Annotated in this window: 21 protein-coding genes; 9 read left to right on the top strand and 12 right to left on the bottom strand. The window is 72.3% G+C overall.

All coding sequences use genetic code 11. The features are described from left to right. Positions 1 to 302: 302 nt before the first annotated feature. The 6 genes from AB0F89_RS23230 (at position 303) to AB0F89_RS23205 (ending at position 5,691) form a co-directional block, all read left to right on the top strand. Positions 303 to 1,262, top strand: coding sequence for an ATP-binding cassette domain-containing protein (locus tag AB0F89_RS23230; protein ID WP_367127665.1), 960 nt, complete (start codon positions 303 to 305; stop codon positions 1,260 to 1,262). Then, entirely contained in the window at positions 1,259 to 2,074 is an 816-nt protein-coding gene (locus tag AB0F89_RS23225; protein ID WP_367127664.1) for an ABC transporter permease, read from the top strand. The genes AB0F89_RS23230 and AB0F89_RS23225 overlap by 4 nt, the downstream gene beginning before the upstream one ends. 19 nt (positions 2,075 to 2,093) lie before the next feature. Beyond that, positions 2,094 to 3,422 carry a hypothetical protein gene (locus AB0F89_RS23220; RefSeq protein ID WP_367127663.1) on the top strand — a complete coding sequence of 443 codons (1,329 nt, stop codon included), beginning with the start codon at positions 2,094 to 2,096 and terminating at the stop codon, positions 3,420 to 3,422. After that, positions 3,419 to 4,405, top strand: coding sequence for a 2,3-diaminopropionate biosynthesis protein SbnA (gene sbnA, locus AB0F89_RS23215; RefSeq protein WP_367127662.1), 987 nt, complete (start codon positions 3,419 to 3,421; stop codon positions 4,403 to 4,405). Before AB0F89_RS23220 ends, sbnA begins: the two co-directional genes overlap by 4 nt. A gap of 81 nt (positions 4,406 to 4,486) precedes the next feature. Then, complete coding sequence (gene sbnB / locus AB0F89_RS23210) at positions 4,487 to 5,506, top strand: 2,3-diaminopropionate biosynthesis protein SbnB (protein WP_367127661.1); 1,020 nt, start codon at positions 4,487 to 4,489, stop codon at positions 5,504 to 5,506. Next, on the top strand, positions 5,506 to 5,691 hold the full coding sequence (locus tag AB0F89_RS23205) for an MbtH family protein (protein WP_367127660.1): 186 nt from the start codon (positions 5,506 to 5,508) through the stop codon (positions 5,689 to 5,691). Before sbnB ends, AB0F89_RS23205 begins: the two co-directional genes overlap by 1 nt. Positions 5,692 to 5,872: 181 nt before the next feature. Here the strand turns inward: AB0F89_RS23205 and AB0F89_RS23200 are convergent, their stop codons facing one another. Both AB0F89_RS23200 and AB0F89_RS23195 read right to left on the bottom strand, forming a co-directional pair. Then, positions 5,873 to 6,829: a response regulator transcription factor gene (locus tag AB0F89_RS23200; protein ID WP_367127659.1), complete on the bottom strand. Its 957-nt coding sequence runs from the start codon at positions 6,827 to 6,829 to the stop codon at positions 5,873 to 5,875. Positions 6,830 to 7,136: 307 nt separating this feature from the next. Then, complete coding sequence (locus AB0F89_RS23195) at positions 7,137 to 8,399, bottom strand: helix-turn-helix domain-containing protein (protein WP_367127658.1); 1,263 nt, start codon at positions 8,397 to 8,399, stop codon at positions 7,137 to 7,139. Between the two features lie 801 nt (positions 8,400 to 9,200). Between AB0F89_RS23195 and AB0F89_RS23190 the strand changes: the two genes are divergently transcribed. After that, positions 9,201 to 9,590: a hypothetical protein gene (locus AB0F89_RS23190; RefSeq protein WP_367127657.1), complete on the top strand. Its 390-nt coding sequence runs from the start codon at positions 9,201 to 9,203 to the stop codon at positions 9,588 to 9,590. A 78-nt stretch (positions 9,591 to 9,668) separates the two neighbouring features. Here AB0F89_RS23190 and AB0F89_RS23185 read toward each other — a convergent pair whose 3' ends face one another. The 3 genes from AB0F89_RS23185 to AB0F89_RS23175 form a co-directional block, all read right to left on the bottom strand. Beyond that, on the bottom strand, positions 9,669 to 11,252 hold the full coding sequence (locus AB0F89_RS23185; protein WP_367127656.1) for a hypothetical protein: 1,584 nt from the start codon (positions 11,250 to 11,252) through the stop codon (positions 9,669 to 9,671). A 57-nt stretch (positions 11,253 to 11,309) separates the two neighbouring features. Continuing rightward, complete coding sequence (locus tag AB0F89_RS23180; protein WP_367127654.1) at positions 11,310 to 12,110, bottom strand: hypothetical protein; 801 nt, start codon at positions 12,108 to 12,110, stop codon at positions 11,310 to 11,312. Between the two features lie 214 nt (positions 12,111 to 12,324). Next, positions 12,325 to 13,473: a serine hydrolase domain-containing protein gene (locus tag AB0F89_RS23175; protein ID WP_367127653.1), complete on the bottom strand. Its 1,149-nt coding sequence runs from the start codon at positions 13,471 to 13,473 to the stop codon at positions 12,325 to 12,327. 196 nt (positions 13,474 to 13,669) lie between these two features. On the opposite strand from AB0F89_RS23175, the gene AB0F89_RS23170 reads away from it, so the two are divergent. Beyond that, positions 13,670 to 14,065: a hypothetical protein gene (locus AB0F89_RS23170; RefSeq protein WP_367127652.1), complete on the top strand. Its 396-nt coding sequence runs from the start codon at positions 13,670 to 13,672 to the stop codon at positions 14,063 to 14,065. Positions 14,066 to 14,544: 479 nt separating this feature from the next. On the opposite strand, the gene AB0F89_RS23165 is transcribed toward AB0F89_RS23170, so the two are convergent. After that, on the bottom strand, positions 14,545 to 15,033 hold the full coding sequence (locus tag AB0F89_RS23165) for a hypothetical protein (RefSeq protein ID WP_367127651.1): 489 nt from the start codon (positions 15,031 to 15,033) through the stop codon (positions 14,545 to 14,547). Positions 15,034 to 15,209: 176 nt separating this feature from the next. Between AB0F89_RS23165 and AB0F89_RS23160 the strand changes: the two genes are divergently transcribed. Beyond that, a complete protein-coding gene (locus tag AB0F89_RS23160) occupies positions 15,210 to 15,539 on the top strand; it encodes a hypothetical protein (RefSeq protein WP_367127650.1) in 330 nt (109 codons plus the stop codon). A 16-nt stretch (positions 15,540 to 15,555) separates the two neighbouring features. On the opposite strand, the gene AB0F89_RS23155 is transcribed toward AB0F89_RS23160, so the two are convergent. The 6 genes from AB0F89_RS23155 to AB0F89_RS23130 all read right to left on the bottom strand — a co-directional run bounded on the left by AB0F89_RS23155 (position 15,556) and on the right by AB0F89_RS23130 (position 22,963). Further along, complete coding sequence (locus AB0F89_RS23155; protein ID WP_367127649.1) at positions 15,556 to 15,996, bottom strand: hypothetical protein; 441 nt, start codon at positions 15,994 to 15,996, stop codon at positions 15,556 to 15,558. A 51-nt stretch (positions 15,997 to 16,047) separates the two neighbouring features. Continuing rightward, positions 16,048 to 17,310 carry a hypothetical protein gene (locus tag AB0F89_RS23150; RefSeq protein WP_367127648.1) on the bottom strand — a complete coding sequence of 421 codons (1,263 nt, stop codon included), beginning with the start codon at positions 17,308 to 17,310 and terminating at the stop codon, positions 16,048 to 16,050. 741 nt (positions 17,311 to 18,051) lie between these two features. Further along, positions 18,052 to 19,038, bottom strand: a complete 987-nt coding sequence (locus AB0F89_RS23145; protein ID WP_367127647.1) for a LacI family DNA-binding transcriptional regulator — start codon at positions 19,036 to 19,038, stop codon at positions 18,052 to 18,054. A 120-nt stretch (positions 19,039 to 19,158) separates the two neighbouring features. Further along, positions 19,159 to 21,135, bottom strand: coding sequence for a glycoside hydrolase family 127 protein (locus AB0F89_RS23140; protein ID WP_367127646.1), 1,977 nt, complete (start codon positions 21,133 to 21,135; stop codon positions 19,159 to 19,161). After that, positions 21,135 to 22,013 (bottom strand): carbohydrate ABC transporter permease, encoded by an 879-nt coding sequence (locus tag AB0F89_RS23135; protein WP_367127645.1) that lies wholly within the window; start codon positions 22,011 to 22,013, stop codon positions 21,135 to 21,137. Before AB0F89_RS23135 ends, AB0F89_RS23140 begins: the two co-directional genes overlap by 1 nt. Beyond that, positions 22,013 to 22,963: a carbohydrate ABC transporter permease gene (locus AB0F89_RS23130; RefSeq protein WP_367127644.1), complete on the bottom strand. Its 951-nt coding sequence runs from the start codon at positions 22,961 to 22,963 to the stop codon at positions 22,013 to 22,015. Before AB0F89_RS23130 ends, AB0F89_RS23135 begins: the two co-directional genes overlap by 1 nt. Positions 22,964 to 23,003: the final 40 nt, after the last annotated feature.

The raw sequence follows: 23,003 nt of genomic DNA, 5'->3' as shown, positions 1-23,003 counted from the left end.
GCGGCGCGGGCGACGGCCATAGTCTTCGACCGCTCCGACGGCGTCGCAACGACGCTGCATCAACTTGCAGCCGGCTCCTCGCGCGGCGGCGTGGGCAAGCGGATTGCACGATGCTGCAACGGTTTTCCGGCCGCAGGGCGGTTGCTGCAGCGGCGCTGCCCCCGGCGCGTGCCGCGGTCTAGCGTCGTCCGCGCACGGCACCGCCCGCCGGCCGCGCACCACAGCGCCCCTCGTGCGGCGGTTTCCTGCAACACCCGTCGACGGCGCGCACCCGCGCCCGGTTCCCGGATGAGGAGTGGCGCGTGGCAACAGCGATCCGAGCCGAAGGGCTCCGCAAGAGGTATGGCGACCACGAAGCGCTGCGCGGCGTGGACCTGACCGTGCAGGCGGGCGAGGTCTTCGGGCTGCTCGGCCCGAACGGCGCGGGCAAGACGACCACCGTGCGCGTGCTGGCCACGCTGGTCGAGCCGGACAGCGGCCACGCCGTCGTCGCCGGGCACGACGTGGTGCGCGACCCGCGCGCGGTGCGCGGCGCCATCGGCCTGGCCGGGCAGTACGCGGCCGTGGACGAGCGGCTGACCGGGCGGGAGAACCTGCGCCTGATCGGCACCCTGCACCGGCTGGGCCGGCGCGCCGCCAGGGTGCGCGCCGACCAGATGCTGGAGCGGTTCTCCCTGGTGGAAGCCGCCGACCGGGTGGTGAAGACCTACTCGGGCGGGATGCGGCGCAGGCTCGACCTCGCGGTGAGCGTCGTCGCCGAGCCCACCGTGCTGTTCCTGGACGAGCCGACCACCGGTCTGGACGTCACCAGCCGCATCGCGCTGTGGGACATGATCCGCGAGCAGGTGGCCGGTGGCGTCACCGTGCTGCTGACCACCCAGTACCTGGAGGAGGCCGACCAGCTCGCCGACCGGGTGGCCGTGGTGGACGGCGGGCAGGTCATCGCCGAGGGCACGCCCGCCGAGCTGAAGGCCAAGGTCGGCGGCGAGCTGCTGGAGGTCGGCGTGGCCAGCCGGGCGGACGCCGGGACCGTCGTGGCGGCGCTGGGCCGCCTGGTCGTCGCGCCGCCGAAGGTCTCCGCCGACGGGCTGACCGTGTCGGTGCCGGTGCACGACGGCATCGGCGGCATCGCCGACGCGGCCGACGCGCTGCGCCCGCTCGGCGCGGCCGTCACCGAGTTCGGGCTGCGCCGCCCCTCGATGGACGACGTGTTCCTCGCCCTGACCGGCGCCACCCACGCCCGGGAAGAGGTCGTCCGATGACCGCGATCCACGCGCCCTCCGCCTCGTTCGGCGCGGTGAGCGACGCCCTGGCGCTGTTCGGCCGGCACACCCGGCACATCGCCCGCACGCCGGAGAAGCTGCTCGGCGTCACGCTGATGCCGGTCGCCTACGTGGTGATCTTCGGCGTGCTGTTCGGCGCCGCCATCGCGCTGCCCGGCGGTGGCGCGTACGGCGAGTACCTGATGGCGGGCATCTTCACCCAGACGATGCTGTCCTCGGTGTCGTCCACGGCGCTGGGGGTGGCCGACGACCTCGGCAACGGCCTGGTGGACCGGTTCCGGTCCCTGCCGATGTCGCAGGGCGCGGTGCTGCTGGCCCGCACCGCCTCGAACCTCGTGCTGTCCCTGGTGTCCATCGTGGTGATGGCCGCGGTGGGGCTGGCGATCGGGTGGAAGGTGTCGGCGGGTGCGGCGGGCGCGCTGGCGGCGCTCGGCCTGCTGCTGCTGTTCGGGTTCGCGATGTCGTGGCTGGGCGCGCTGATCGGCCTGGTCGTGCGCGGCGCGGAGGCGATCAGCGCGCTGGCGTTCCTGATCGTCATGCCGCTGACCTTCCTGTCCAACGCCTTCATCCCGCTCGACGGGCTGCCCGGCTGGCTGCGCGCGGTGTGCGAGTGGAACCCGGTCAGCTCGGTCGTGGCGGCGTGCCGCGAGCTGTTCGGGAACCCCGCCCAGGCGGGGACGTCGTTCCCGATGCGGCACCCGGTGCCGATGGCGGTGGCGTTGACGCTGGCCGTGCTGCTGGTGTGCGCCCCGCTGGCGGTGCGCGCCTACCGCGGCGCGGTGGCCCGGTGACGAGGGCGGAGGCCGGACCGTGGTCGAACTGAGGCTCGGACGCCCGGCGCCGCCGCGCCCGGTGTCGCCGCTCGCCGCCTTCACCGCAGCGGGCGCGGACGTGCTGGCCGCCGAGGACCCGCACCTGCACGGCCTGCTGTGCGCCGAGCACGCGGTGCGCGAGGAGAACCTGGTGCTGCGGGTCGGCGGCCACGGACCGGACGCGAGCGTGCCCGCCGCGTGCGCCGCCGCCCTGGCCGGTCGGGAACCGCCCGGCGCGGTCGCCTGGCCGGGCGGGCAGCTGGCCGCGGAGCGGGCCCGCACCGCGTTCGGCGCCGCGCACGCCGACGTCCTCCCCCACTCCGGGCCGGAGGCGCTGGCGGCGGTGCTCGACGCGCTGCTGGAGCCGGGTGACCTCGTCCTGGACGCCCGCCTCGCGCCGGGGCCGCCGCGCCTGCCGGACCGCCGCGTCGAGCAGCACCTGCTGGCGGGCGACGGGACCGGGTCGGACGGGACCGGGCTGGACGGCTCCGGGCTGGACTACGACGGGCTGGCCGCGCTCGCCGGACGCGTGCGGCCCGCCGTGCTGCTGTGCGGTGGCGAACCGCACCCGGTGACGCCGGACTTCGCGCGGCTGCGGTCGATCGCGAACTCGGCGGGCGCGCTGCTCGTCGTGGACGTGTCGCACCTGGCGGGCTTCGTCGTGGCGGGTCTGCTGGCCACACCGGTGGACCACGCCCACGTCACGATCGCGTGCACCGCCACCCACCTGCCCGGCGCCCGCGGCGCCCTGGTGCTGGCCGGGCGGGACGCGCGGCACCCGGCGCGCGGCACGACCCTGGCCGGGCTGCTCGCCGAGCACGCCGCCCGCACCCCGCCCGACCCGCCCACCGCGGCGGGCGTCGCCAGGGTGCTCGGCGTCGCGCTCACCGACGGCTACCGCGAGCAGGTCGGCCGCACCGCCCTCGCCGCGGCCGAGCTGGCGGCCGAGTTCACCCTGCTCGGGCACCGCGTGCTCACCGGCGGCACCGACAACCACGTGGTCCTGGTGGAGCCGGAGGCCGCGGTGGCGCCGTTCGCCGGGGACGCGCTGGGCGAGGTCGGCCTCGTCGTGGACCGCGCGCCGGGCCGCCCGGACGTGCTGGCGCTGGACTTCACGACCGCCGGGTGGCGCGGTTTCGGCCGCACCGAGGCCCGGCGGGTCGCGCAGCTGGTGGGCGAGGCGCTGCGCGGCGTGCGGGCGCGCGACGGCGGCTACCGGCTGGAGCCGTTCACCCGGCTCTCGGTGCGCGACGCCGTCCTGCGGCTGCTGTGGCAGTTCCCGATGCCCCGCCACGTCCCGACGACCCTCTGGAGGAACACGCCGTGAGTGGATCCGACCTGCTGCGCGGGCTGGAGTCGATCCAGCGCTCGATGCCCGAGACACCGGTGGTCGCGCTGGCGGACGACGCCGTCGACCTGTACGCGAAGCTGGAGTACAGCAACCCCAACGGCAGCTCCAAGGACCGCTCCGCGCTGTGGATCATCAAGCAGGCCGTCGAGCGGGGCGAGATCACCCAGGACACCACGATCGTGGAGTCCTCCTCCGGGAACTTCGCCATCTCGCTGGCCTCGTTCAGCCGCTCCCTCGGGCTGCGGTTCATCCCGGTGATCGACTCGAACGTCAACACCGCCACCGAGGCGTACCTGCGGGCGCTGTGCGAGCGGGTGGAGAAGGTCACCGAGCGCGACGCCAGCGGCGGTTACCTCAGCACCCGGCTGGCGCGCGTGCAGCAGCTGCGCGAGGAGCTGGACCAGGTCTACTGGCCCAACCAGTACGCCAACACCGACGCGGTGCTGGCGCACTACCGACTCACCGGCGGCGAGGTGTGCCGGGCGTTCCGCTCGATCGACTACCTGTTCGTCGGCACCAGCACCGGCGGCACGATCGCCGGCCTGTCCCACCGGGTCAAGGAGATGTGGCCGCACGCCCGGGTGGTCGCCGTCGACGCCGAGGGCTCGGCCATCTTCGGCGGCGCGCCGCGCACCCGGCACATCCCCGGCCTCGGCTCGTCGATCACGCCACCGCTGTTCGAGCACGCGCTGATCGACGACGTGGTCATCGTGCCGGAGCGCGACACCGTGCGGGGCTGCCACGAGCTGCTGCACCGGCACGGCCTGTACGCGGGCGGTTCCACCGGCACGGTGTACGCGGCGATCGGCCGCTACTTCGCGGGACACACCGGCCCGCGGCCCACCGTGCTGTTCCTGTGCGCCGACCGCGGCACCGGTTACGCCGACACGATCTACGACCCCTCGTGGGTGGCGGAGGTGCTGCAGGACGCGCCTTCCGCCGACATGTTGCCCGTCTGAGCCGTCCAAGCCGTCCAAGCCGTTCGAGCCGCCTGAACCGGCCACCCCGGTACCGGCTCCCGTCCGCCCCGAAAGGACGTCATGCCCGACACTGCACTGCCGCCGCTGCGGATCGTCACCGCGGAGGAGGTGTCCAAACAGGTCGAAGCCGACCGGGAAGGCGCGCTCGGCGCCGTCCGGGACGCCTACCTCGCGCACGACGCGGGCGTCACCGCGAACCCGCACAGCAGCTTCCTGCGCTTCCCCGACAGACCCCGCGACCGGATCATCGCGCTGCCCGCGTTCCTGGGCGGCGACCGGGAGGTGGCGGGCATCAAGTGGATCGCGAGCTTCCCGGCCAACACCTCGGTCGGCGTGCCCCGCGCCTCGGCCGCGCTGATCCTCAACGACCTGTCCAACGGCTACCCGTTCGCGGTCCTGGAGTCGTCGATCATCTCCGCGACCCGCACCGCCGCGTCCGCGGTGCTCGGCGCCGAGACCCTGCTCGGCGACCGCCGGGCGGGCCGGGTCGGCTGGATCGGCACCGGCCTGATCGCCGAGCACGTCCGCCGGTTTCTGCGCGACCTGGGCTGGGAGGTGGGCGGGCACCGGCTGTTCGACCTCGACCGGTCCGCCGCCGAGCGCTTCGGGACCGCCCTGACCGGTGACGGCGCCGCCGGCGTCGAGGTGGTGCGGGACGCGGCGGGCGCGTTCGACGGCTGCGACCTCGTGGTGATCACCACGGTGGCGGGCGAGCCGCACCTGCACGACCCGGCGCTGCTGGCGGGCAACCCCGTCGTGCTGCACCTGTCGCTGCGCGACCTGGCGCCGGAACTGGTGCTGGCGTCGTTCAACGTCACCGACGACGTCGACCACGCCGTGCGCGAGCGCACCTCGCTGCACCTGGCCGAGCAGGTCGCGGGCGACCGCTCGTTCGTGCACGGCACGATCGGCGACCTGCTGCGCGGCCGGATCGCCCGCGACCCGGACCGGACGGCGGTGTTCGCGCCGTTCGGGCTCGGCGTGCTGGACCTCGCGGTGGGCGCGTGGGTCTACGACCGGGTGGTCGAGCAGGGCGATGGCCGGCTGGTGCCGGACTTCTACACCGGGGCGGTGGGCTGATGGACCAGGTCAAGGTCGTGGTCAACGACCACGGGCAGCACTCGACGTGGCCGGTCCGCCGGCCCAACCCGCTCGGCTGGCACGACGCGGGGATGACCGGCACGCGCGAGGAGTGCCTGGAGCACATCGCGCGCGTGTGGACGGACATGGCGCCGCGCCGCACGCCGCAGCGCGCCGCCGACTGAGGAGCGAGCCAGGCCGGGTGGGGGCGGGTCGACCGCCTCCACCCGGCCTGGCTCGTCTTCCGGCCGGTTCCGGGATCGCCGACCCGCCGTGGCGCTCACACCTCGACCACCGCGCGCGTCAAGAGCTCGGCCGGTAGGTCCCGACCGAGCTCTTGACGCGTGCGGTGGTCGATCGCCTTGCTCAGAGCAGCCCGAGCTGGGTGGCGCGGACACCCGCCTGGAAGCGGCTGCGGGCGTCCATGCCCGCCATGGCGGACGCGACGTCGTTGCGCACGGTCCGCACGCTGACCCCGATCCGGTTGGCCACGGCGTCGTCGGTCAGCCCCTCCGCCAGCAGCCGCAGGACCACCTCGTAGCGCAGGCGCGGTTCCTCGCCGGTGCGGATGACCTCCTTGTGGACCGCGCTGCCCTCGTGCCAGTGCAGGGCGGCGACGCGGCGCAACGGCTCCACCTCGCGCCTGCCGCGCAGGACCCGGGCGTGCATGTCGTCGCCCACCACCAGCGCGGTGACGCCGTCCACGATGACGGCCCGGGTGAGGGCGGCCGAGGTGGTGCGCGGCGCCTGGCCGCGTTCGGCGAGCCACCGCGCGTGCGGGACGACCGTGGGCGACATGGCGAACTCGTGGGACCACACGCTGCGGAACTCGGCGCCGCGCCGCCGCACGGCCTCCACGATCAGCGGGGAGAACTCGTAGGAGCCGGGAGCGCAGGTCGGCACCACGACCAGGACCTCGCGGGTGGCGGCGGAGGCGATGCGCTCGACGATGATGGCCAGCTCGTCGAAGGACGCGGGCGCCCGGCGCGCCGCGGCCCACTCGGTGGACCGCTCGTGCCACGTGACGAAGCGCTCGACGGCCACCGCGCTGAGCGCCTTGCCGACGCCGGGTCCCTTGAGCCTGCGGGCGGCGAGCACGGGCAGCGCGAGCTGCGGTTCGACGGCCCGGATGGCGCCCGCGTCGTCGGCGGACCCGACCAGGAAGCCCTGGCCGCGCAGCTCGCCGACGATCTCCTGGGTGCCCAGCTCGTCCCACCCGAGCTCGCGGACCAGGTCCGAGAAGCGCCAGCGCGACTGGCGCAGCATCGTGCGGTAGACGAACTCGGCCGGGGCAGTTAAGCCCAGTTCAGAGGTGGGTGTCATGATCGTCCGCCCTCCCGGCTGTCCAGGCAGGCGATCCGATTGCGCGATGGTGCATCGTGTGCCCCCAGGCATCGGTTGTTGACTGCAGTAAGCAGAACATAACCAATGTCAACACGACGGACAAGCAGTCAACCCGTACCCGCCGCAGCCACCGTCTCAACTGGCAGGAGCTGCTGTCTTCGCAGGTTCGGGCCAGTACTCCGATCACTTCACCGGCCAGGGCCAAGCGGCGGACGACGCAGACGCAGAGTGGCCCCAAGGTCACGATAGCGACACGGGAAACCGGATCATGTTTACGGCAGAAAAGTCAGCTGTTCATCTCGGCCAGCTCCCGCCAGAGCTGGGCGGCCATCCGGTGCGCGGCGATCTCGTCGCAGATGAGGGCGGCGGCCCTGATCTGCGCCGCGGCCTCGTCCACCCGACCGAGCGCGCGCAGCGCCAGCCCGCGCGCCCTGCGCAGCCTGGCCAGGTCCACCCCGACCAGGTCGGGGTCGGGGCCGTCGACGAAGTCGCTCAGCGCCACCGCGCGCTCGTGGTCGCCGACCATCAGCGCCAGGCGGCACTCCAGGCTGGCCAGCTTCGCGGAGCCGGTGTCGGTGATGGCGGTCGCGGCGCGCGCCGCGACCAGGTAGTGCTCGACCGAGGCGGGCGCCGCGTCGATCTCCAGCAGCGCCGAGGCGGCGGCCCGGACGAACTGCGCCCAGTCCTGCACCGAGGTGGACGGCACCGCCAGCAGGTCCTGCGCCCGCCGCACGTGGTTCTCGACCAGCTCGGACTTGCCGAGGCGCCCTAGGGCGACGGCGGCGACCCAGTGCGCGCGACCGATCACCGGCGGACCGGCCACCGCCTTGGCGATGTCCAGCATCTCCTCGACCAGCCGGGTGACGTCGCGGAAGTCGCCGGAGTCGCAGTAGATCGAGATCAGCACGCCGAGCGCCCGCACGTGCTCGCTGGTGCGGGCCAGCGCCGTGCTGACGATGCCGCCGACCGCCGCCTCGGCGAAGTCCAGCGCCTCGGCCATCCGCCCGGCGTCCCGGGCGGCGACGGCCCGGTCCACCTGCAGCCGGACCACGGCCTCCGGCGTGCCCGACTGCTCGGCGAGGCCCGCCAGCTCGTCCAGCAGCTGGACGCGGGCCTCGTCGTGGCCCTGCCGGATCAGCACGTCGAGCAGGTCCAGGCCGTCGGACAGGGCGTCGGACAGGTCGCCGGAGGAGAGGGCGAAGCGGTAGTTCTCCTCGAACCGCCTGCGCGCGCCGTCGAGGTCGCCGGACTCGTACGCCTGGCGGGCGAGCAGGTCGCGCACGAGCCTGCCGTCGACGGCCGAGCCGGTCTCCACGGCGGCGGGTTCGACGTGCAGCTCCGCGTTGTCTACCAGCTGCCCCAGTGGCACGCCCAGCCCCTTGGCCAACTGGATCGCGACCTCCAGCGTGGGCACCCGGGCGCCGGACTCCAGCAGCGAGATGTAGCTGGGGTTGACCACGCCCCCGGCCAGGTCCCGCTGCGAGAGGCGGCGCTCCCGGCGCAGCAGCTTCAACCGCCGTCCGAAGTCCGGCTGTTGAATGTTCAGCACGCCCACGTCCGGTCGCCCCCTTTACTGCGGCACTGACAGACCCAACACCGTACATAACTACAGTAAAGGCAGGCGACTCCAGGGGCATTTCCCGCACCACTGAGCAGGGGTTGACAACGCCGCGACCACCCCAATACCGACCGGTCGGACACCGCCCACCTCCTGCCCATCAGGGCGCGCCGGTGACCGCTGCGCGCCAAGTCATCGCCCGGTCGCACGTCACGACCAGCCGTTCCGCACAGTACGCGAATATCCCTCGCACTTACCCCAGGGCGTGCCGCAACCTGCACGCCCGCCAACCGAATGGACTAACGTGAACCCCGAAGCCATGACGTTGGTACCGACCGGTAATTACTGCTGTAATGCAGGAGAGGGCCGGTTCACGTGAAGAAATTTCCATATCGGTGCCGATGGTAATAATTTCTAACGAAACTTTCGGTACTGGTTCACGCCGAAAACCCGGCGCGGACCACCCGCCCTCGGCGCCCGCCACCGGACCGGGCATCGTCGCTGGTGAGGGTGCGACCGACGGCTCTGGACCGGGCCCGCCGCGTGAGCACCCCGCCCGTCCCCACCGGCTCACGGGCCGGCTCTCCCCTGAGGGGTCTTCGCCCTGCCCCGGCAGGAGCGGATGCGCGTCCCCACGGCCTGATACAAGGTTTCCGGGAGGGGGTTCGGCGTGCCGGCGCGAGCACTGCGGGAGCCCTGGTCTGATCGAGTGCCGTTGGTTCCGCACGTCCCTGAACAGGGGTGATCCTTGCTCCGACTCCGACTTCACAGGTTTCGAGAGGGTGGGACCCAGTGCGCAGAACCGTTCAGCGGGTGGCAGTGGTGGTGTTCGCGGTCCTGGCGTTGGCCGGGATGGGCGTGGGGGGCGCGCAGGCGTCGACCGCGTTGGTCGAGCGGGAGGTGGTGACCCTGCCGGCGCCGCCGCTCCAGACCGCCGAGGGCAAGATCCAGAGCTCGTCGGTCAACTGCATCTGGAAGTACTCCGGCGGCCGGAACTCGACGGTCTGGGTCGACTGCTACCAGATCGGCGGTGGCGCGTCCGGCTACTCGGTCTCGGTGTCGTGCAGCGACGGCAGCGTCCACAGCAGCCCGATGATCCGGTTCGGCGGTTTCGGCTCCGCGACGGCCTCCTGCCCCGGGGCGACGAAGATGCTCAGCTTCACCGTCCGGGCCCACTACTGACGGCCTGATGACGGAACGGGCGGGACCGGTTGCCACCGGTCCCGCCCATCCCCTACTGCGGTGTCACTTACTGCGGTGTCACTGCACCAGGTGGCCGATCAGGGCCTTGGCGTCGCCGCCGGCACCGACCGGGCCGGAGTGCCCGCCGGTGGTGCGGCTGGTGTTGGACGCGTCGCCGGTGGCGCCGGTCCGGCCGGTGTCACCGGAGTCGCCCGAGCCGACGGTGGTCGTCGACTCGCCGTGCCGCCAACCCCGACCGTGGTGGTTCCACCACTGGTGGCCGTGGCCGCCCTTGCGGGCGTGGTGGTTCCACCGGTCGCTCTCACCGGTGTTGTGGGTGACGGCGGTGTTGCCGCCGGTCGAGCCGGTGTCACCGGAGTTGCCGGAGTCACCGGTCACGGCCTTGTTCGAGCTGGTGGCGTTGCCGCCCTCGCCCGACTCGCCGCCGTTGCCGCCGACCGCCTTGGCACTGCCGTCACCCGAGTCGCGGTGACGCCAGGTGTGGCCCGTGCCGTTGGAGCCTTCGGCCCACGCGATCGCGTCGCCGCCGCCACCGGCCGTGCCGGAGTTGCCCCCGGTGGTCCAGCTGGTGTTCGACGCGTCACCGGTGCTGCCGGTCGACCCGGTGTTGCCCGAGTCGCCGGAGGTCACCGTCGTGGTGGACTTGCCACCGTTGTCCCAGCCCGAGCCGTGGTGGTTCCACTGCAGACCACCCAGGTCGAGCACGAACGCGGTGTTGCCGCCGGTCGAGCCGGTGTCACCGGAGTTGCCGGAGCCACCGGTCACGGCCTTGTTCGAGCTGGTGGCGTTGCCGCCCTCGCCCGACTCGCCGCCGTTGCCGCCGACCGCCTTGGCACTGCCGTCACCCGAGTCGCGGTGGTGGCCCCACGAACGGTCGGAGCCCTCCGCCCACGCCGTGGCGTCGCCGCCGTTGCCGGCCATGCCGGAGTTGCCCCCGGTGGTCCAGCTGGTGTTCGACGCGTCGCCCGTGCTGCCGGTCGACCCGGTGTTCCCGGAGTCGCCCGAACTGACGTGCGTGGTGCACTCGGCCAGCACGCACAACCCGTAAGCCGAGTTGCCACCGGTCGAACCGGAGTCGCCCGAATCACCGGAGTTCCCCGACCGCGCGCTGTTGCCGCTCACGGCGTTGCCACCGTCACCGGAGGTGCCGCCGGAACCGCCGTGGGCGGTCGCGGTGGTGTCACCTCCGCCGGAGGTGTTGCCCGACCACGCCGTGGCGTCGCCGCCGTTGCCGGCCATGCCGGAGTTGCCCCCGGAGGTGTGGCTGGTGTTGGTCGCGTCGCCCGTGCTGCCGGTCGACCCGGTGTTGCCCGAGTCGCCCGAACTGACGTGCGTGGCGCACTCGGCCAGCACGCACAACCCGTAAGCCGAGTTGCCACCGGTCGAACCGGAGTCACCCGAATCACCGGAATTCCCCGACCGCGCGCTGTTGCCGCTCACGGCGTTGCCACCGTCACCGGAGGTGCCACCGGAACCGCCGGTCGCCACACCGCTGACGGTGTTGGTGACCGACCCGACCAGCCCACCGAGGCCCAGCGGACCCTGGTCTGCCGTGTCGGCGCTCGCGACCGACTGTCCCAGCAGGACGAACCCACCGGAGATCACCGCGGCCAACAGGCCGCGTTGGACGTACTCGCGCATCAAAGCCTTCTTCCCTCGAAGCTCTCAAGCAGTGGTCAGCTCACAAAGGGAAGAACCTCAGCTCGGGTGATGTCGCCCGAACACGTAGCACCACGGCCGTGCGGTCGTGTGTTCCGACAAGGCCACCCGGCCGCCGTCCGGCGAACCGAAGCCCTGGCTGCCGGGCAGGTCCACCTGGCCAACGGAACCACCGCCGCCCGACGACGCCGTCGGGCTCGCGACGCCGGACAGGACCATCGTGCCCTGAACCGGTGCCACCGGGCCGTTGACCGGCGCCCGCAGTTCGTTCGAACCCGACGTCAGGACGGGTTCGACTACTGCGACCGTCACAGGAGGAGTCTGGACCTCGGTCCTCAAAGGACTCGCAGTCGCAACAGCCACCGGATCACCGGGTTGCGGCTGTGCCGACACCGGAGTCGGGGCGAAGTCTCCGACACCGGTCTCGACCGGAGCAGGTGCCGCGGTCCGCTCCTGGATTCCCAGTGCGCTCGGCTCGACGCCGATCGCGCGGGCCACCGGCGTGACGACCGGCTCGACCGGCCCCAGCAAGGGATCGGTCACCGGCGCCAACACCTCCAGCACCGGTTCCAACACCGGCTCCAGCACCGTCCCGGTCACCGGCTCCAACAGCGGAGCCGTCACCGGTTCCACCGCGCCGACAACCTCCGACACGCCGGCCGTCACCGGGCTCAACGGCTCTACTACGCCACCGAGCACGCCACCCAGCAAACCGGGTGAACGGCTGTCCTCAGCCGCGTGCGCGGAGCCCGCCGTCACCAGGGCCAGCAGGCCCAGGCCGAACAGGAAACCCACCGCCACCAGGGAACGGCGAACCAGCGGGTGCACCTCGTCCACCACGACCGAACAAGCTGTTCTCATGCAATCACCTCCTCTCTGCCCTGTATTCGGAGCCACCGCCGTGCCGGTTCACTCGAAAGTGGGAAAATTTTGTTTTCCCAGCTCAGGGCAGATCAGGAGAAGATAAACATGAATTCGACGTTGATTTCACCAGCCTGCGGCTGGTCGATTATTACTTTGCGTAACACGCCATGATCGTGACGTGGGCCTGCGGTCAGTCGCCGATCGCCTGGTAGACGGAGGTCCACAGGTCGTGCCACATCGGCAGCCTCGGGTCGCCCGCGTGCGCCCGTTGCATGAAGATGACCGCCGTCAGGTCCTCGGCGGGGTCGTTGTACCAGGCCGTGCCGTAGAAGCCGGACCACCCGTAGGCGCCGACCGACGGGCCGAGGTGGGTGCGGCGGGTCTGGACCGACATCCCGAAACCCCAGCCCATCGCGTCGAAGTACCCCGACCAGAACCCGGAGGCCGCCCTCTGCGCCGGGGTCAGGTGATCGGTCGTCATCAGCGTCACCGATGGTCGGGAGAGCACCCGCTCGCCGTTGTGGGAACCACCGGCCAGCAGGGCCGAGGCGAAGGCGAAGTAGTCCCGGGCGGTCGAGACGAGACCGCCGCCGCCTGATTCGAACATCGGCGGCCGGCTCCACCGCCCGTCGGGACCGTCGTCCACGACCGGCTCGGCGGCGGTGCTGTCGCGGTGGTACGCCGTCGCCAACCGGGCGATGCCCTCGCCGCTCACGCTGAAGGCGGTGTCCTTCATCCCGAGCGGATCGCAGATCCGCTCGCGCAAGGCGTCCCCGAAAGACGTGCCGGTGGCCCTGGCGATGAGCACGCCCAGCACGTTGGAGGCGGTGTCGTACATCCAGCGCTCGCCCGGCTGGTGGATGAGCGGGAGCTTGCCCAGCTGGCGCACCCACTCGTCCGGCGAGGTGAAGTCGAGGGCGTTCAGCGCGTCGGCGATCGGGACCTTCCCCGGACTGGCCGGGATCACGCCGGTGCCGGAGGTGTACGTCAGCAGGTCCCGCAGCGTGATCGACCGGTGGGCCGCAACGGTGTCGTCCAGCGGCCCGTGGGGGTCGGTGAGCGCGGTCATGTCCGCCAGCTCCGGGAGGAGGTCGTCGACCGGGTCGTCGAGGCGCAGGGTGCAGTCCTCTACGAGCGTCATCGCGCAGGCGGCGACGATCGGCTTGCTCAACGAGGCCAGGCGGCAGATCGTGTCGGCCGCCATCGGGGTCCCGGCGCCGGCGCCCTCGAACGCGATGGTGCCGATCGCCTCGACGTGCACCTCACCGTGACGGGCGAGCACGGCCACCGCACCCGGCACGAACCCGGTCTCGACGTGCCCCTCCAACAGCCCCCGCACCCGAGCCAACCGTTTCGAGGAGAAGCCGCCGGCAGTCATCCGTCCTCGCTCGTCCCATCCGTTCGCACGTCGCCCACCACGACCGTACCGGCCGTGACGAGGGGGGTGAGGAGAAGACTTCGTGCCGGCACTACGGTTCCAGGGCCGACCTCTCCGCCATCAGGCGAAGTGCCCGTCCGATCATCGAGGTGCCCGGGTGACTTACGAGTTCTGCAAGGTCTTCGTCAAGGACCTCGACGTCCGCGCCACCGCCGACGTGCTGGCGGACCTGGGCCTCCCCCTGAACCCGCCGCGATTCCCCGGTGACGGCTGTGCGGTGATCGGGCCCGTGGTGCTGGAGGTGGGCGTGAACCACGCGGGAGGCGAGGCGTCGTCGGAAGACGACTTCGTCGTCTGGCCGGTCCACATCGAGCTGGGACCGATCAGCGACGACCCGGGGGTTTCGGACGCCGAGTTGGCCGTCACCATGGTCGAGACGACGGCAATCGTCGTGCGGGGCTTCTGGGACCGGGGACACCCCGTGGTCGCCGCGTGCGACTACGAGGACAACTTGCCGTGGAACGGCGGCATCGGACGGATCTCCACACGCTGACCCACATCGCCTCCCACTCGACCGGTGATCGTCCGTGCACCCCGCCCACGAGCACGAGCAGCACCACGGCCGCCACGGCCCAACAGCCGCCTCCCGCTCGTCGGTGGTCAACCCGTCGAGGCGGGTCCCGGTATCGCGTTCGGCCCGCACTACCCACTGCGGCACCGCAGTCTCCAAGGTGAACGACCGCCGGGGCCGCCGCTTCTTCCTGCCCACGGACTCGATGACGGGACACGCCTTCGGGGCCCGCGTCCGCGAAGCCGGAGGGCGCACGGGCGTTCCCGGAATTCACCCGCAAGACCGCGTACTTCACCCAGTTCGGCAAGGCCACCAGCACGATCCCCGCGTCGGCTGGTTGGTTCTTCTCGGTCGGTCATCGGCGGCCAAGGACGTGGAGCTGCTGGTACTGCGGCACGAGGTCGCCGTTCTACGCCGGCCCAACCCTCGCCCGCGACTGGATTGGGCCGATCGTGCGGTGCTCACCGCGTTGACGCGGCGCCTACCCGACTGATTACCCCGACAACCAGTGCGCCGCATGGGTCGCCTGGGTCAGGCACGCCGGAGGTGCCCGAGCAGACCGCAGTGGTGGCCAGGGCGGCGTTCCCGAAGGGGACGCCGGGGATGCGGGTCCGGGAGGAGTTACCGGGACTGTTCGCCGACGGGCAGTTCGCGTCGGCGTTCGGTGTGCGGGGCAGGCCGGGGATCTCGCCGGGGCAGTTGGCGCCGGTCAGCTCTCCGGCGGTCACCAGGGCCGAGACCAGGTGCAGGGCGATGAGGCGGCACGGTTTCACTTCGTGTGTGAATTCGAGTCCGCTCTGCGGTCGCTCGCCCGGCGGCGCGGTCGGTTCTGCGACATTCATGCACGATTTGTGCGGACGGGCTGCCTGTGTTCGTCGTATTCCTGTTTCGCCGCATGGCGGGACGGTCTGGTGATTCGCTTCATTGTCCCCGACGTCGAGGATGGACATGAGAACACGTGAATGGCAGCCGGACTCCCGGCTGGGCCGGCTCGCCGCCGTTGTGGTCGCGACCGCCGCGTTGTCGATGGCGGGTTCGAGCGCACGCCGGTGCCAAGGCCCTCGAATTGGGCCAACCCGCGCTGTCCGCGCACGTCCCGAGCGTCTCCATCCAGACCACGTCCACGGTGACCAAAGGCGTCTGGTCCTGCACGTTGACCGCGAGCCTCCCCAACCGCTGGTACGGCGGCTCGGGCGGCGGTGAGCAGGCGTTCGGCAACCTGAACTGCAGCCACGTCATGCCCGAGATCTACGTTGCGGTCGGTCTCTACCGCAACGGCTCCCTGGTCGCCTCCGCCGACAACCACAAGTTCTCCTCGGGGTTCGCCAACGCGTTGCCGTCCAAGTCGCCGCACGTTTCCGGGAGTTACGAGAGCGGTGCCCTCGGCGCCGTCCTCTGGCCCGACAACACCATCACCGAGATCCCGCAGATCTACAGCGCCGCGATTTCTCCCTGACCCGAACGGGTTCGGGTCAGCGGCGGCCGGTGGTGAGGACGACGAGGAACTGGCCGCCGCCCGCCTGGACGTCGGCGGTCACCCGCAGTTCCGGTGTCAGGCGGGAGAACCGGTCCACCAGCCATTCCGCCGTCTCTTCGGCGTCCTTCCGGGTCGGGCAGCGGGCGACCGCCTCACGGCCGCCTTTGCGCTCCAGCCTCGCGGCCACGGCGATCAGCGGTGCGGGTTCGGCGACGTGCAGGCGGTCCGGCCAGGCGATGACCACCTTGACCGCGCCCTTGCGGGTGTTGCACCCGCGGTGCGCGAGCCGCTCGGCGACCTTGGCCTTGCGGTCGGCGGTCCGGCTGTCGACGCTGGGTCCGCGCGGGTCGTTCACCGACATGTCGGGGTCGACCGGTTCGTCGCACACCCAGCACCGCCAGCCGTCGCGCTCGGCCACGTCATCGAGGAGGCTCACCGGGGCAAACTAGCCCACCGCCCGCTCACCGCGCGGGCGGTGGGCCGCTGCTCAGCCGACGGTGATGGCGCCGTCCCCGGACCTGGCGCACGTGACCGCCCGTGCCGTCGTGGCGGCGGCCCCGGTGAGGCAGCGGCCGAGTGCGGCGTGGCCGGCGGCGTTGGGGTGCCACGACTCCTGGCACGTCTGGAAGTGCGTGACGCACGTGTTCGCGATGCGCTGCACGTCGAGCTTGTCCTTGCCGGCCAGGCTGGTGACGAACGTGCCGCTCGGTCCGTCCTGGAGCCGGATCGGGGTGGCCAGGGAGTTGGTCGGGCTGCCGTCCTGCTCGCACAGGCGCGCGCCGTCGAACGCGCGCTGCACGTTGAGCAGGACCAGGTCGGCTCCGGGGAACTCGGCGGACAGCGTCGTGTGCGCGCCCTGCACCACGGTGCCCAGCCGGGCGGAGAACACGTGGCCCGGGGCGAGGCTGGCGCGGTGCACCGGGCAGCCCGCCGCGTAGCGCTCGGCGCCGAGGTCGCGGAACTTGTCCCGGGTGTCGCTGCGGCCGTCCTCCTCGTGGTAGCGGGCGAGGAGGTCCAGCGGCAGCGGGTTGGTGTAGTCCTGGAAGACGATCCGGTGACGGCCGTCGGCGTCGACCTGGGCCAGGGTGGTGAGCAGGGACCGCAGGGCCGCGGTGGTCTCGGCGGTGGCCGCCGCGACCTCGGCCTCCGTGGCCAGGTCGGACACCGCGCACGGCTCCTGCGGCACCGGGCCGCCGAGGTAGGCCCAGAACTCCCACCACCCGGTCCAGGCGTCGGCGATGAAGCGGTTGGCGCACAGCGTGGCCACGTCGCCGAAGGTGAACGAGCTGTTGTTCGAGCCCAGGCCGACCAGGACCAGGTCGATGTCGTGGGTGGCGGCCACCGCGCGGAGCTGGTCGAGCTGGGAGGCGACGGCGCGTCCCTTGGCGCGGTTGCCCGAGGGGTTGAGCACGTCGTGCGGCTGCCCGCCCGAGCAGGCGAGGTTGAACCGGCCCTGGATGCCGGGCAGGTCGGCCCGGTGCAGGGAGGCGTTGGCGGACCGGTGGCAGAAGAAGGCGTTGTCATTCGGCGCGGACCAGCCCGGGAAGCCCTGGGACACGCCGTTGACGTCGGTCACCGCCTGGTAGGAGCCCGCGCCCTCACCGCTGACGAAGCTGTCGCCGATCGCGACCGCGGCGGTGGGCAGCGCGGCGGCTGCCGGGGCGGGTTGCGCGGCGGTGACGGCGGTGCCGGGCCAGGCGAGGGCGACGGCGAGCACCGTCGTCAGCACCGGGCGTCGAAGCAGGGACATGACGACCTCCTCGTTGACGGCCGATCTGAGGCGAAATTGATCCACGTCGATCGGCGGCGGTCAAGGCCGGAGGAGTCGTCTGTTCGGGGTGTGGCAGGCAAAAGACGTCTGTCGGGGCTCGGGGTTCCACCGCGCGGCCGATCGTGGCGAAATCATTCCGAATTTCCGTGCTGTCGACTCGGAATGGTCGCGATTAGACCGAACCATTGGCGCGTTGTTGCCGACGGTCGTCGTCGGCGCGGGGGCGTCAGCGGGACCGGCGTTCGGTGACACCTCGGCTCCGACCGAGTCCACCACGACCGAGGTCGCCGCTCCCACCACCACTGAGACTGAGCCGAGCGCCGCGGAGTCTGCCGTCCCCGATGAGCCGGCGACGGGACGGGTCGACCTGACGATCACGACCACCTTCGACAAGTCCTCGTACGTCGCCGACGAGGCCATCGGCGTGCTCGGGAGGACGACTGCTCCCGCGACCAGTGCGGCCAGGGCCGCCCAGAGGGGCGCCCTCCGCGCACGACTTCTTTCTCCTGTCGGTGGGGAACGGGGAAACCGCGGAGGAGTCCTGCCAGCCCGACTGGGCCGAAAACGTTTTCGGAAAGTCTCGCTGTCCATTTTCGCCCTGTCAACACCTGCTTCCCGTTGCCACTAAACGAATCCGCCCGCTGAACTCGCGCGAGCGCCGGTTCCGAGCACGGCGAATCCCCGGGCGTCGCCGCCTGGGGTTCCATCGGGGGCGCGCGGTCAGCGCGGCCGGGCGACCCCGGTGGACTCGCGCAGGACCAGGCGGGTCGGTTGGCGCACGACGCCGCGCGACGGGTTGCCGTCCAGGGCGGCGAAGAGGTGGCGGACGGCGGACGCGCCCAGGCGCTCCAGGTTGACGTCCACCGTGGTCAGCGCGGGCCTGCTCTCGGCGGCGAACGCCTCCCAGTTGTCGTAGCCCACCACGGCGATGTCGTCGGGGATGTCCCGGCCCAGCTCGCGCAGCGCCTCGGTGACGCCGTAGGCGATCTGGTCGCTGCCGCAGAAGACGGCGTCCACGTCGGGGTGCGCGGACAGCAGGCTCACCACGCCCTGCCTGCCCCACCGCTGCGACCACTGCCCGAACCGCGGGCCGCCCACCAGCGGCAGCCCGGCCTCGTCGAGCGCCTGCCCGAACGCGGTCGCCCGGTCCTGGGCCGCCCGGTAGGACGGGTCGCCGCTGATGTGCGCGATCCGGCGCCGGCCCAACGAGATCAGGTGCTCGGCGGCCAGGCGGGCGCCGCCCGCGTCGTCGGCGAGGATCGACACGTCGTCCGGGTCGTCGGACTCGCAGTAGACGTAGACCACCGGCACCGGGATCTCCTTGGACAGCGAGGGCCGGACCTCGTTGCCGTCGCCCAGCACGATGAACCCGTCCACCCGCCGGGCGATCAGCGTCCGGATGTAGTGCCTGCGCCGGATCGCGTCACCGCGCGCGTCGCAGAGCAGCACGCTCATCTGCTCGCTGCCCAGGGCGTTCTCCGCGCCCAGCAGGACCGGGATGGCGAACCGGGCGACCATCAGCTCGTCGGTCAGCAGGCCGACCGTGCGGGTCTGCCCGGAGATCAGCCCCTGCGCCAGCACGTTGGGCTGGAACGACAGCTCCTCGGCCGCCTTCAGCACCCGCTCGCGGGTCGACGCGGCCACCTCGGCGCGGGCGTTGAGCGCCTTGGAGGCCGTCGCGAGCGACACCCCCGCCAGCTGCGCCACATCCGCGAGTGTGACACCAGCATGCTGTCGAGCCACCGCTCTCCCCTTCCTGAAACCCCTTTCGGAAGGATACGCACAAGCCGTCGCACCTTCCCGCCGAACGCGAGCACCCGCGACCGGTCAGACCGCGGGCAACCAGACGCGCATGGTCGACGGACCCCGGTTCGCCCACTGGTGGTAGGGCACCAGCGGCACGTCCTCGAACTCCCGCGCACCCGGCGGCGCCGGGTCGTGGCGGTAGGGCCACCCGGGCTCGGGGAGGGCCACCCGGGCGCAGCGCACGACGACCCGCCCGTCGACCACCCGGGGCGGCACCGCCGGGTCCACGCGCAGCCGGTCGACGGCGTCGAGGCCGGGCACGTCCACCGACTCCACGGCGAGCACGAGCGGACCCCGCTCCACCGCCACGCACCCGCGCACCGCGTCGATCCTCGGGTCCGGGTGGGTGAACCGGGGCGCCATGGGCAGGCTCAGCACCACCTCGTCGCCGCGCCGCCACGTCCGCCGCTCGGCGACCGTGCCGGGACCGACCGGCCTGGTCGTCCCGCCGACGGTCAGCGCCGCCCCGTCGCGCGCCCAGCCGGGCACCCGCAGGGACAGGGTCCAGGGGCGCTCGTCGTCGCTGTCGACCCGCACCCGGACCTCGCCGTCCGCCGGGTAGCGCGTGGTCACGACCAGGCGGACGTCCCGGCCGCCGGGGAGCCGCGCCTCGACGGCGCCCTCGGCGTACTGGTGCAGCTGCACGCCCTCGTCGTCCGACGTGGCCACGTAGGCGGCCAGCGAGGCGAGGGTGCGGGCGAGGTTGGTCGGGCAGCAGGACACCTCGAACCACGGCGCCCGCAGCGACGACGAGGCGCGCGGGCTGGGTTCGGCCGCGGCGGGCGCCGCGGCCGGCTCGCGGCGGTGCAGGGTGTTGGTGTAGAAGAACGCGCGCCCGTCGGCGGACGGCGAGGTCGAGACCACGTTGAACAGCGTCCGCTCGATGAGGTCGGCGTACACCGGGTCGCCCTCGGCCAGCAGCAGCCGCCAGGCGAGCATCACCGAGCCGATGCCCGCGCACGTCTCGGAGTAGGCGCGGTCCGGCGGCAGCGCGAAGTCCTCGGCGAACGCCTCGTCCTGGTGCCGCGCGCCCATGCCGCCGGTGAGGTACGTGCGCGCGGCCACCGTGCGCCGCCACTGCCGGGCGACCGCGGCCAGCAGCGCGTCGTCGCCGGTCTCGTCGGCCAGGTCCACCTGGCCCGCGGCCAGGTAGACCGCCCGCACGGCGTGGCCGCGGAACACGTGCGCGTCGCGGACCGGGACGTCGTCCTGGAAGTACTCGCGGCCGAACTCGACCTCGGCGAGCACGTGGTGGCCGCGGCGCTCGACGAACAGCCGGGCCTGCTCCAGGTACCGCCGCTCGCCGGTGACCCGGTACAGCTCCACCAGGGCGGACTCGACCTCCGGGTGCCCGTCGACGGTGGCCCGCCCGGCCGGCCCGAACTCCGCGCACACCAGGTCGGCGGCCCGGCGCGCGACCCGCACCAGCAGGTCGTCCGGGTGGCCGGTGCGGGCCCGGGCGACCGCGGCCTGGACCAGGTGCCCGACGCAGTACAGCTCGTGGCCCATCTCCAGGTCCGACCACCGCGGCCCCTGACCGGGTCTGCCGAACTTCGTGTTGAGGTAGCCGTCGGGCTCCTGGGCGGCGGCGACCCGGGCCACGATCGAGTGAAACCGGTCCGCCAGCCCCGGGTCGGGCTCGCGGCCCAGCTCCCAGGCCATCGCCTCCAGCAGCTTGTAGACCTCGCTGTCGGAGAACTCCCGGCCGCGGCGGTCCGCGGGCAGCCGGCCCGCGCGGGCGGCGTCGAAGTTGCCCAGCCACCCGGTCCGCTCGACCCAGTGCTCGACGTGCGGCAGGACCGCCCGCCGGTTGCGCTCCTGGAACTCGCCCCAGTGCCCGCCGGTGAGCCGGACGTCCCGGGCGCCGAGCGGTCGCAGCCGCGCGCGGCTCGGGACAACCGGGCGGCCCTCGGTCGGGGTGGCGTGCGCCGGGGGCTCGTGCGCCCCGGCGTCGTGCCTGTGCGCCTCGTCGAGGCCAACGGTCTCAGAAGTCATCATCAGCCTTTGAACGCGCCGGACATGAACCCGCGGACGTACTGCCGCTGGAGGACCAGGAAGAGCAGGACGCAGGGCACGGCCAGCACGACCACGCCCGCCTCGGTGGCGCCGTAGTCGATGACGCCCATCACCTGCTGGCGGAGGTTGGCGACCGCCAGGGGCAGCGGCACCTTGTCCGAGTCGCTGATCAGCACCAGCGGGGTGATGAAGTCGTTCCACGCCGCCAGGAAGGCGAACAGGCCGACCGTGACCAGCCCCGGTCGGACGGCGGGCAGCAGCACGCGCCGCAGGGCCGCGAAGGTGCCGCAGCCGTCGACGAACGCGGCCTCCTCCAGCTCCTTGGGCAGCGACTCGAAGGAGACGCGCATCATGAACGTGGCGAACGGCAGCTGGAACATCGTCAGCACCAGCGCCAGGCCGACCAGCGAGTTCTGCAGCCCCAGCTCGTTGAGCAGCACGTAGAGCGGGATGAGCAGGGTGGCGTAGGGGACCATCAGGATCGCCAGCGTCACCAGGAACAGCAGGTTCTTGCCGGGGAACTCGAACCGGGCGAACGCGAAGCCGCCCAGCAGCGAGGTCGTGAGCGTGAACAGGACCGTGAGCCCGGAGACGATCGCGCTGTTGAGCAGGTACTGCCAGATTCCCTCCTGGTAGTCCACGAGCGTGCCGTAGTTGGCGAAGCCCCAGCCGTCGGTCTGCGCCGTGCCCGCCTGCGGTGCGACGGACGCGACGGCCGCCCACACCATCGGGAACAGGAACAGCAGCGCCAGCGCGCCGGTCAGGACGTAGTACGGCGTGCGCACGACGAAGCCGGGCAGCGCCGTGCCCCGGCCGTCGCGCGTCGGCCGGACGGGACGGGTGTCGAGCGTGGTGGCCATCAGGCGTCCTTCCCCCGCAGCCAGCGGAACTGCCCGAGGTTGAACACCAGCAGCACCACCAGCACGATGATCGACAGGGCGGCGGCGAGCCCGAGGTCGTTGCCGCCCTGGAAGGCGGCGTTGTAGATCAGCTGGACGATGGTCATCGTGCCGTTGTCCGGCCCGCCCTTGGTGAGGATGTAGAACTGGTCGAACGCCAGCAGCGACCCGGTGACGCACAGGATCGCGCACATCGCCAGCGACGAGCGCAGCAGCGGCAGCGTGATCCTGGTGAACCGCTGCCACCGGTTGCAGCCGTCCAGCTCGGCGGCCTCGTAGACGTCGGCGGAGATGCCCTGCAGCGCCACGAGCAGCAGCAGCATGTAGAACCCCGCGAAGCGCCAGACGATCAGGCCGACCGTCGACCACAGCGCGGCGTCGGGGGTGCCCAGGAACGAGATCGGCCCGTCGGCCAGGCCGACGTCGCGCAGCACCTCGCCGAACGGGCCGCTCTGCGGCGAGTAGAGCGCGTAGAACAGCAGCGACGCGGAGGCCAGGCCGAGCGCGCTGGGCACCAGCACGGCCGTGCGCAGGAACCCCGTCCAGCGGGTCGACTCCTGCACCAGCAGCGCCAGGCCCAGCGACAGCCCGATCAGGATCACGGTCGTGATCACCGTGTACTTCACGGTGAACCCGACCGCGGGCCAGAACAGCCGCAGGTCGACGGCGTCGACGAAGTTGTCCGGGAGGTTGACCCCCCGGTCGCCCGCGAACAGGCCCCAGTCCGAGATCGACATCCGACCGACGAGCAGGACGGGCACGGCGAAGAACAGGGTGACGAACAACGCGGTCGGCGCGGCGTAGGCCCAGCCGGTCAGCCGCCGGCGGGACCTGGCGGAACGGCGGCGCGACGGCGCGGGGGCGACCTGGTCCGGTGGACGGGTGGGCACTCGCTTGAGGGAGGTGGGCATCGCATCCTCGTCTCTGTGGGGACGGCGGGAGGGCGCCTGC

The organism is Saccharothrix sp. HUAS TT1, assembly GCF_040744945.1.
Taxonomy (GTDB): domain Bacteria; phylum Actinomycetota; class Actinomycetes; order Mycobacteriales; family Pseudonocardiaceae; genus Actinosynnema.
This window is presented reverse-complemented; position numbering and strand designations above follow the sequence as displayed.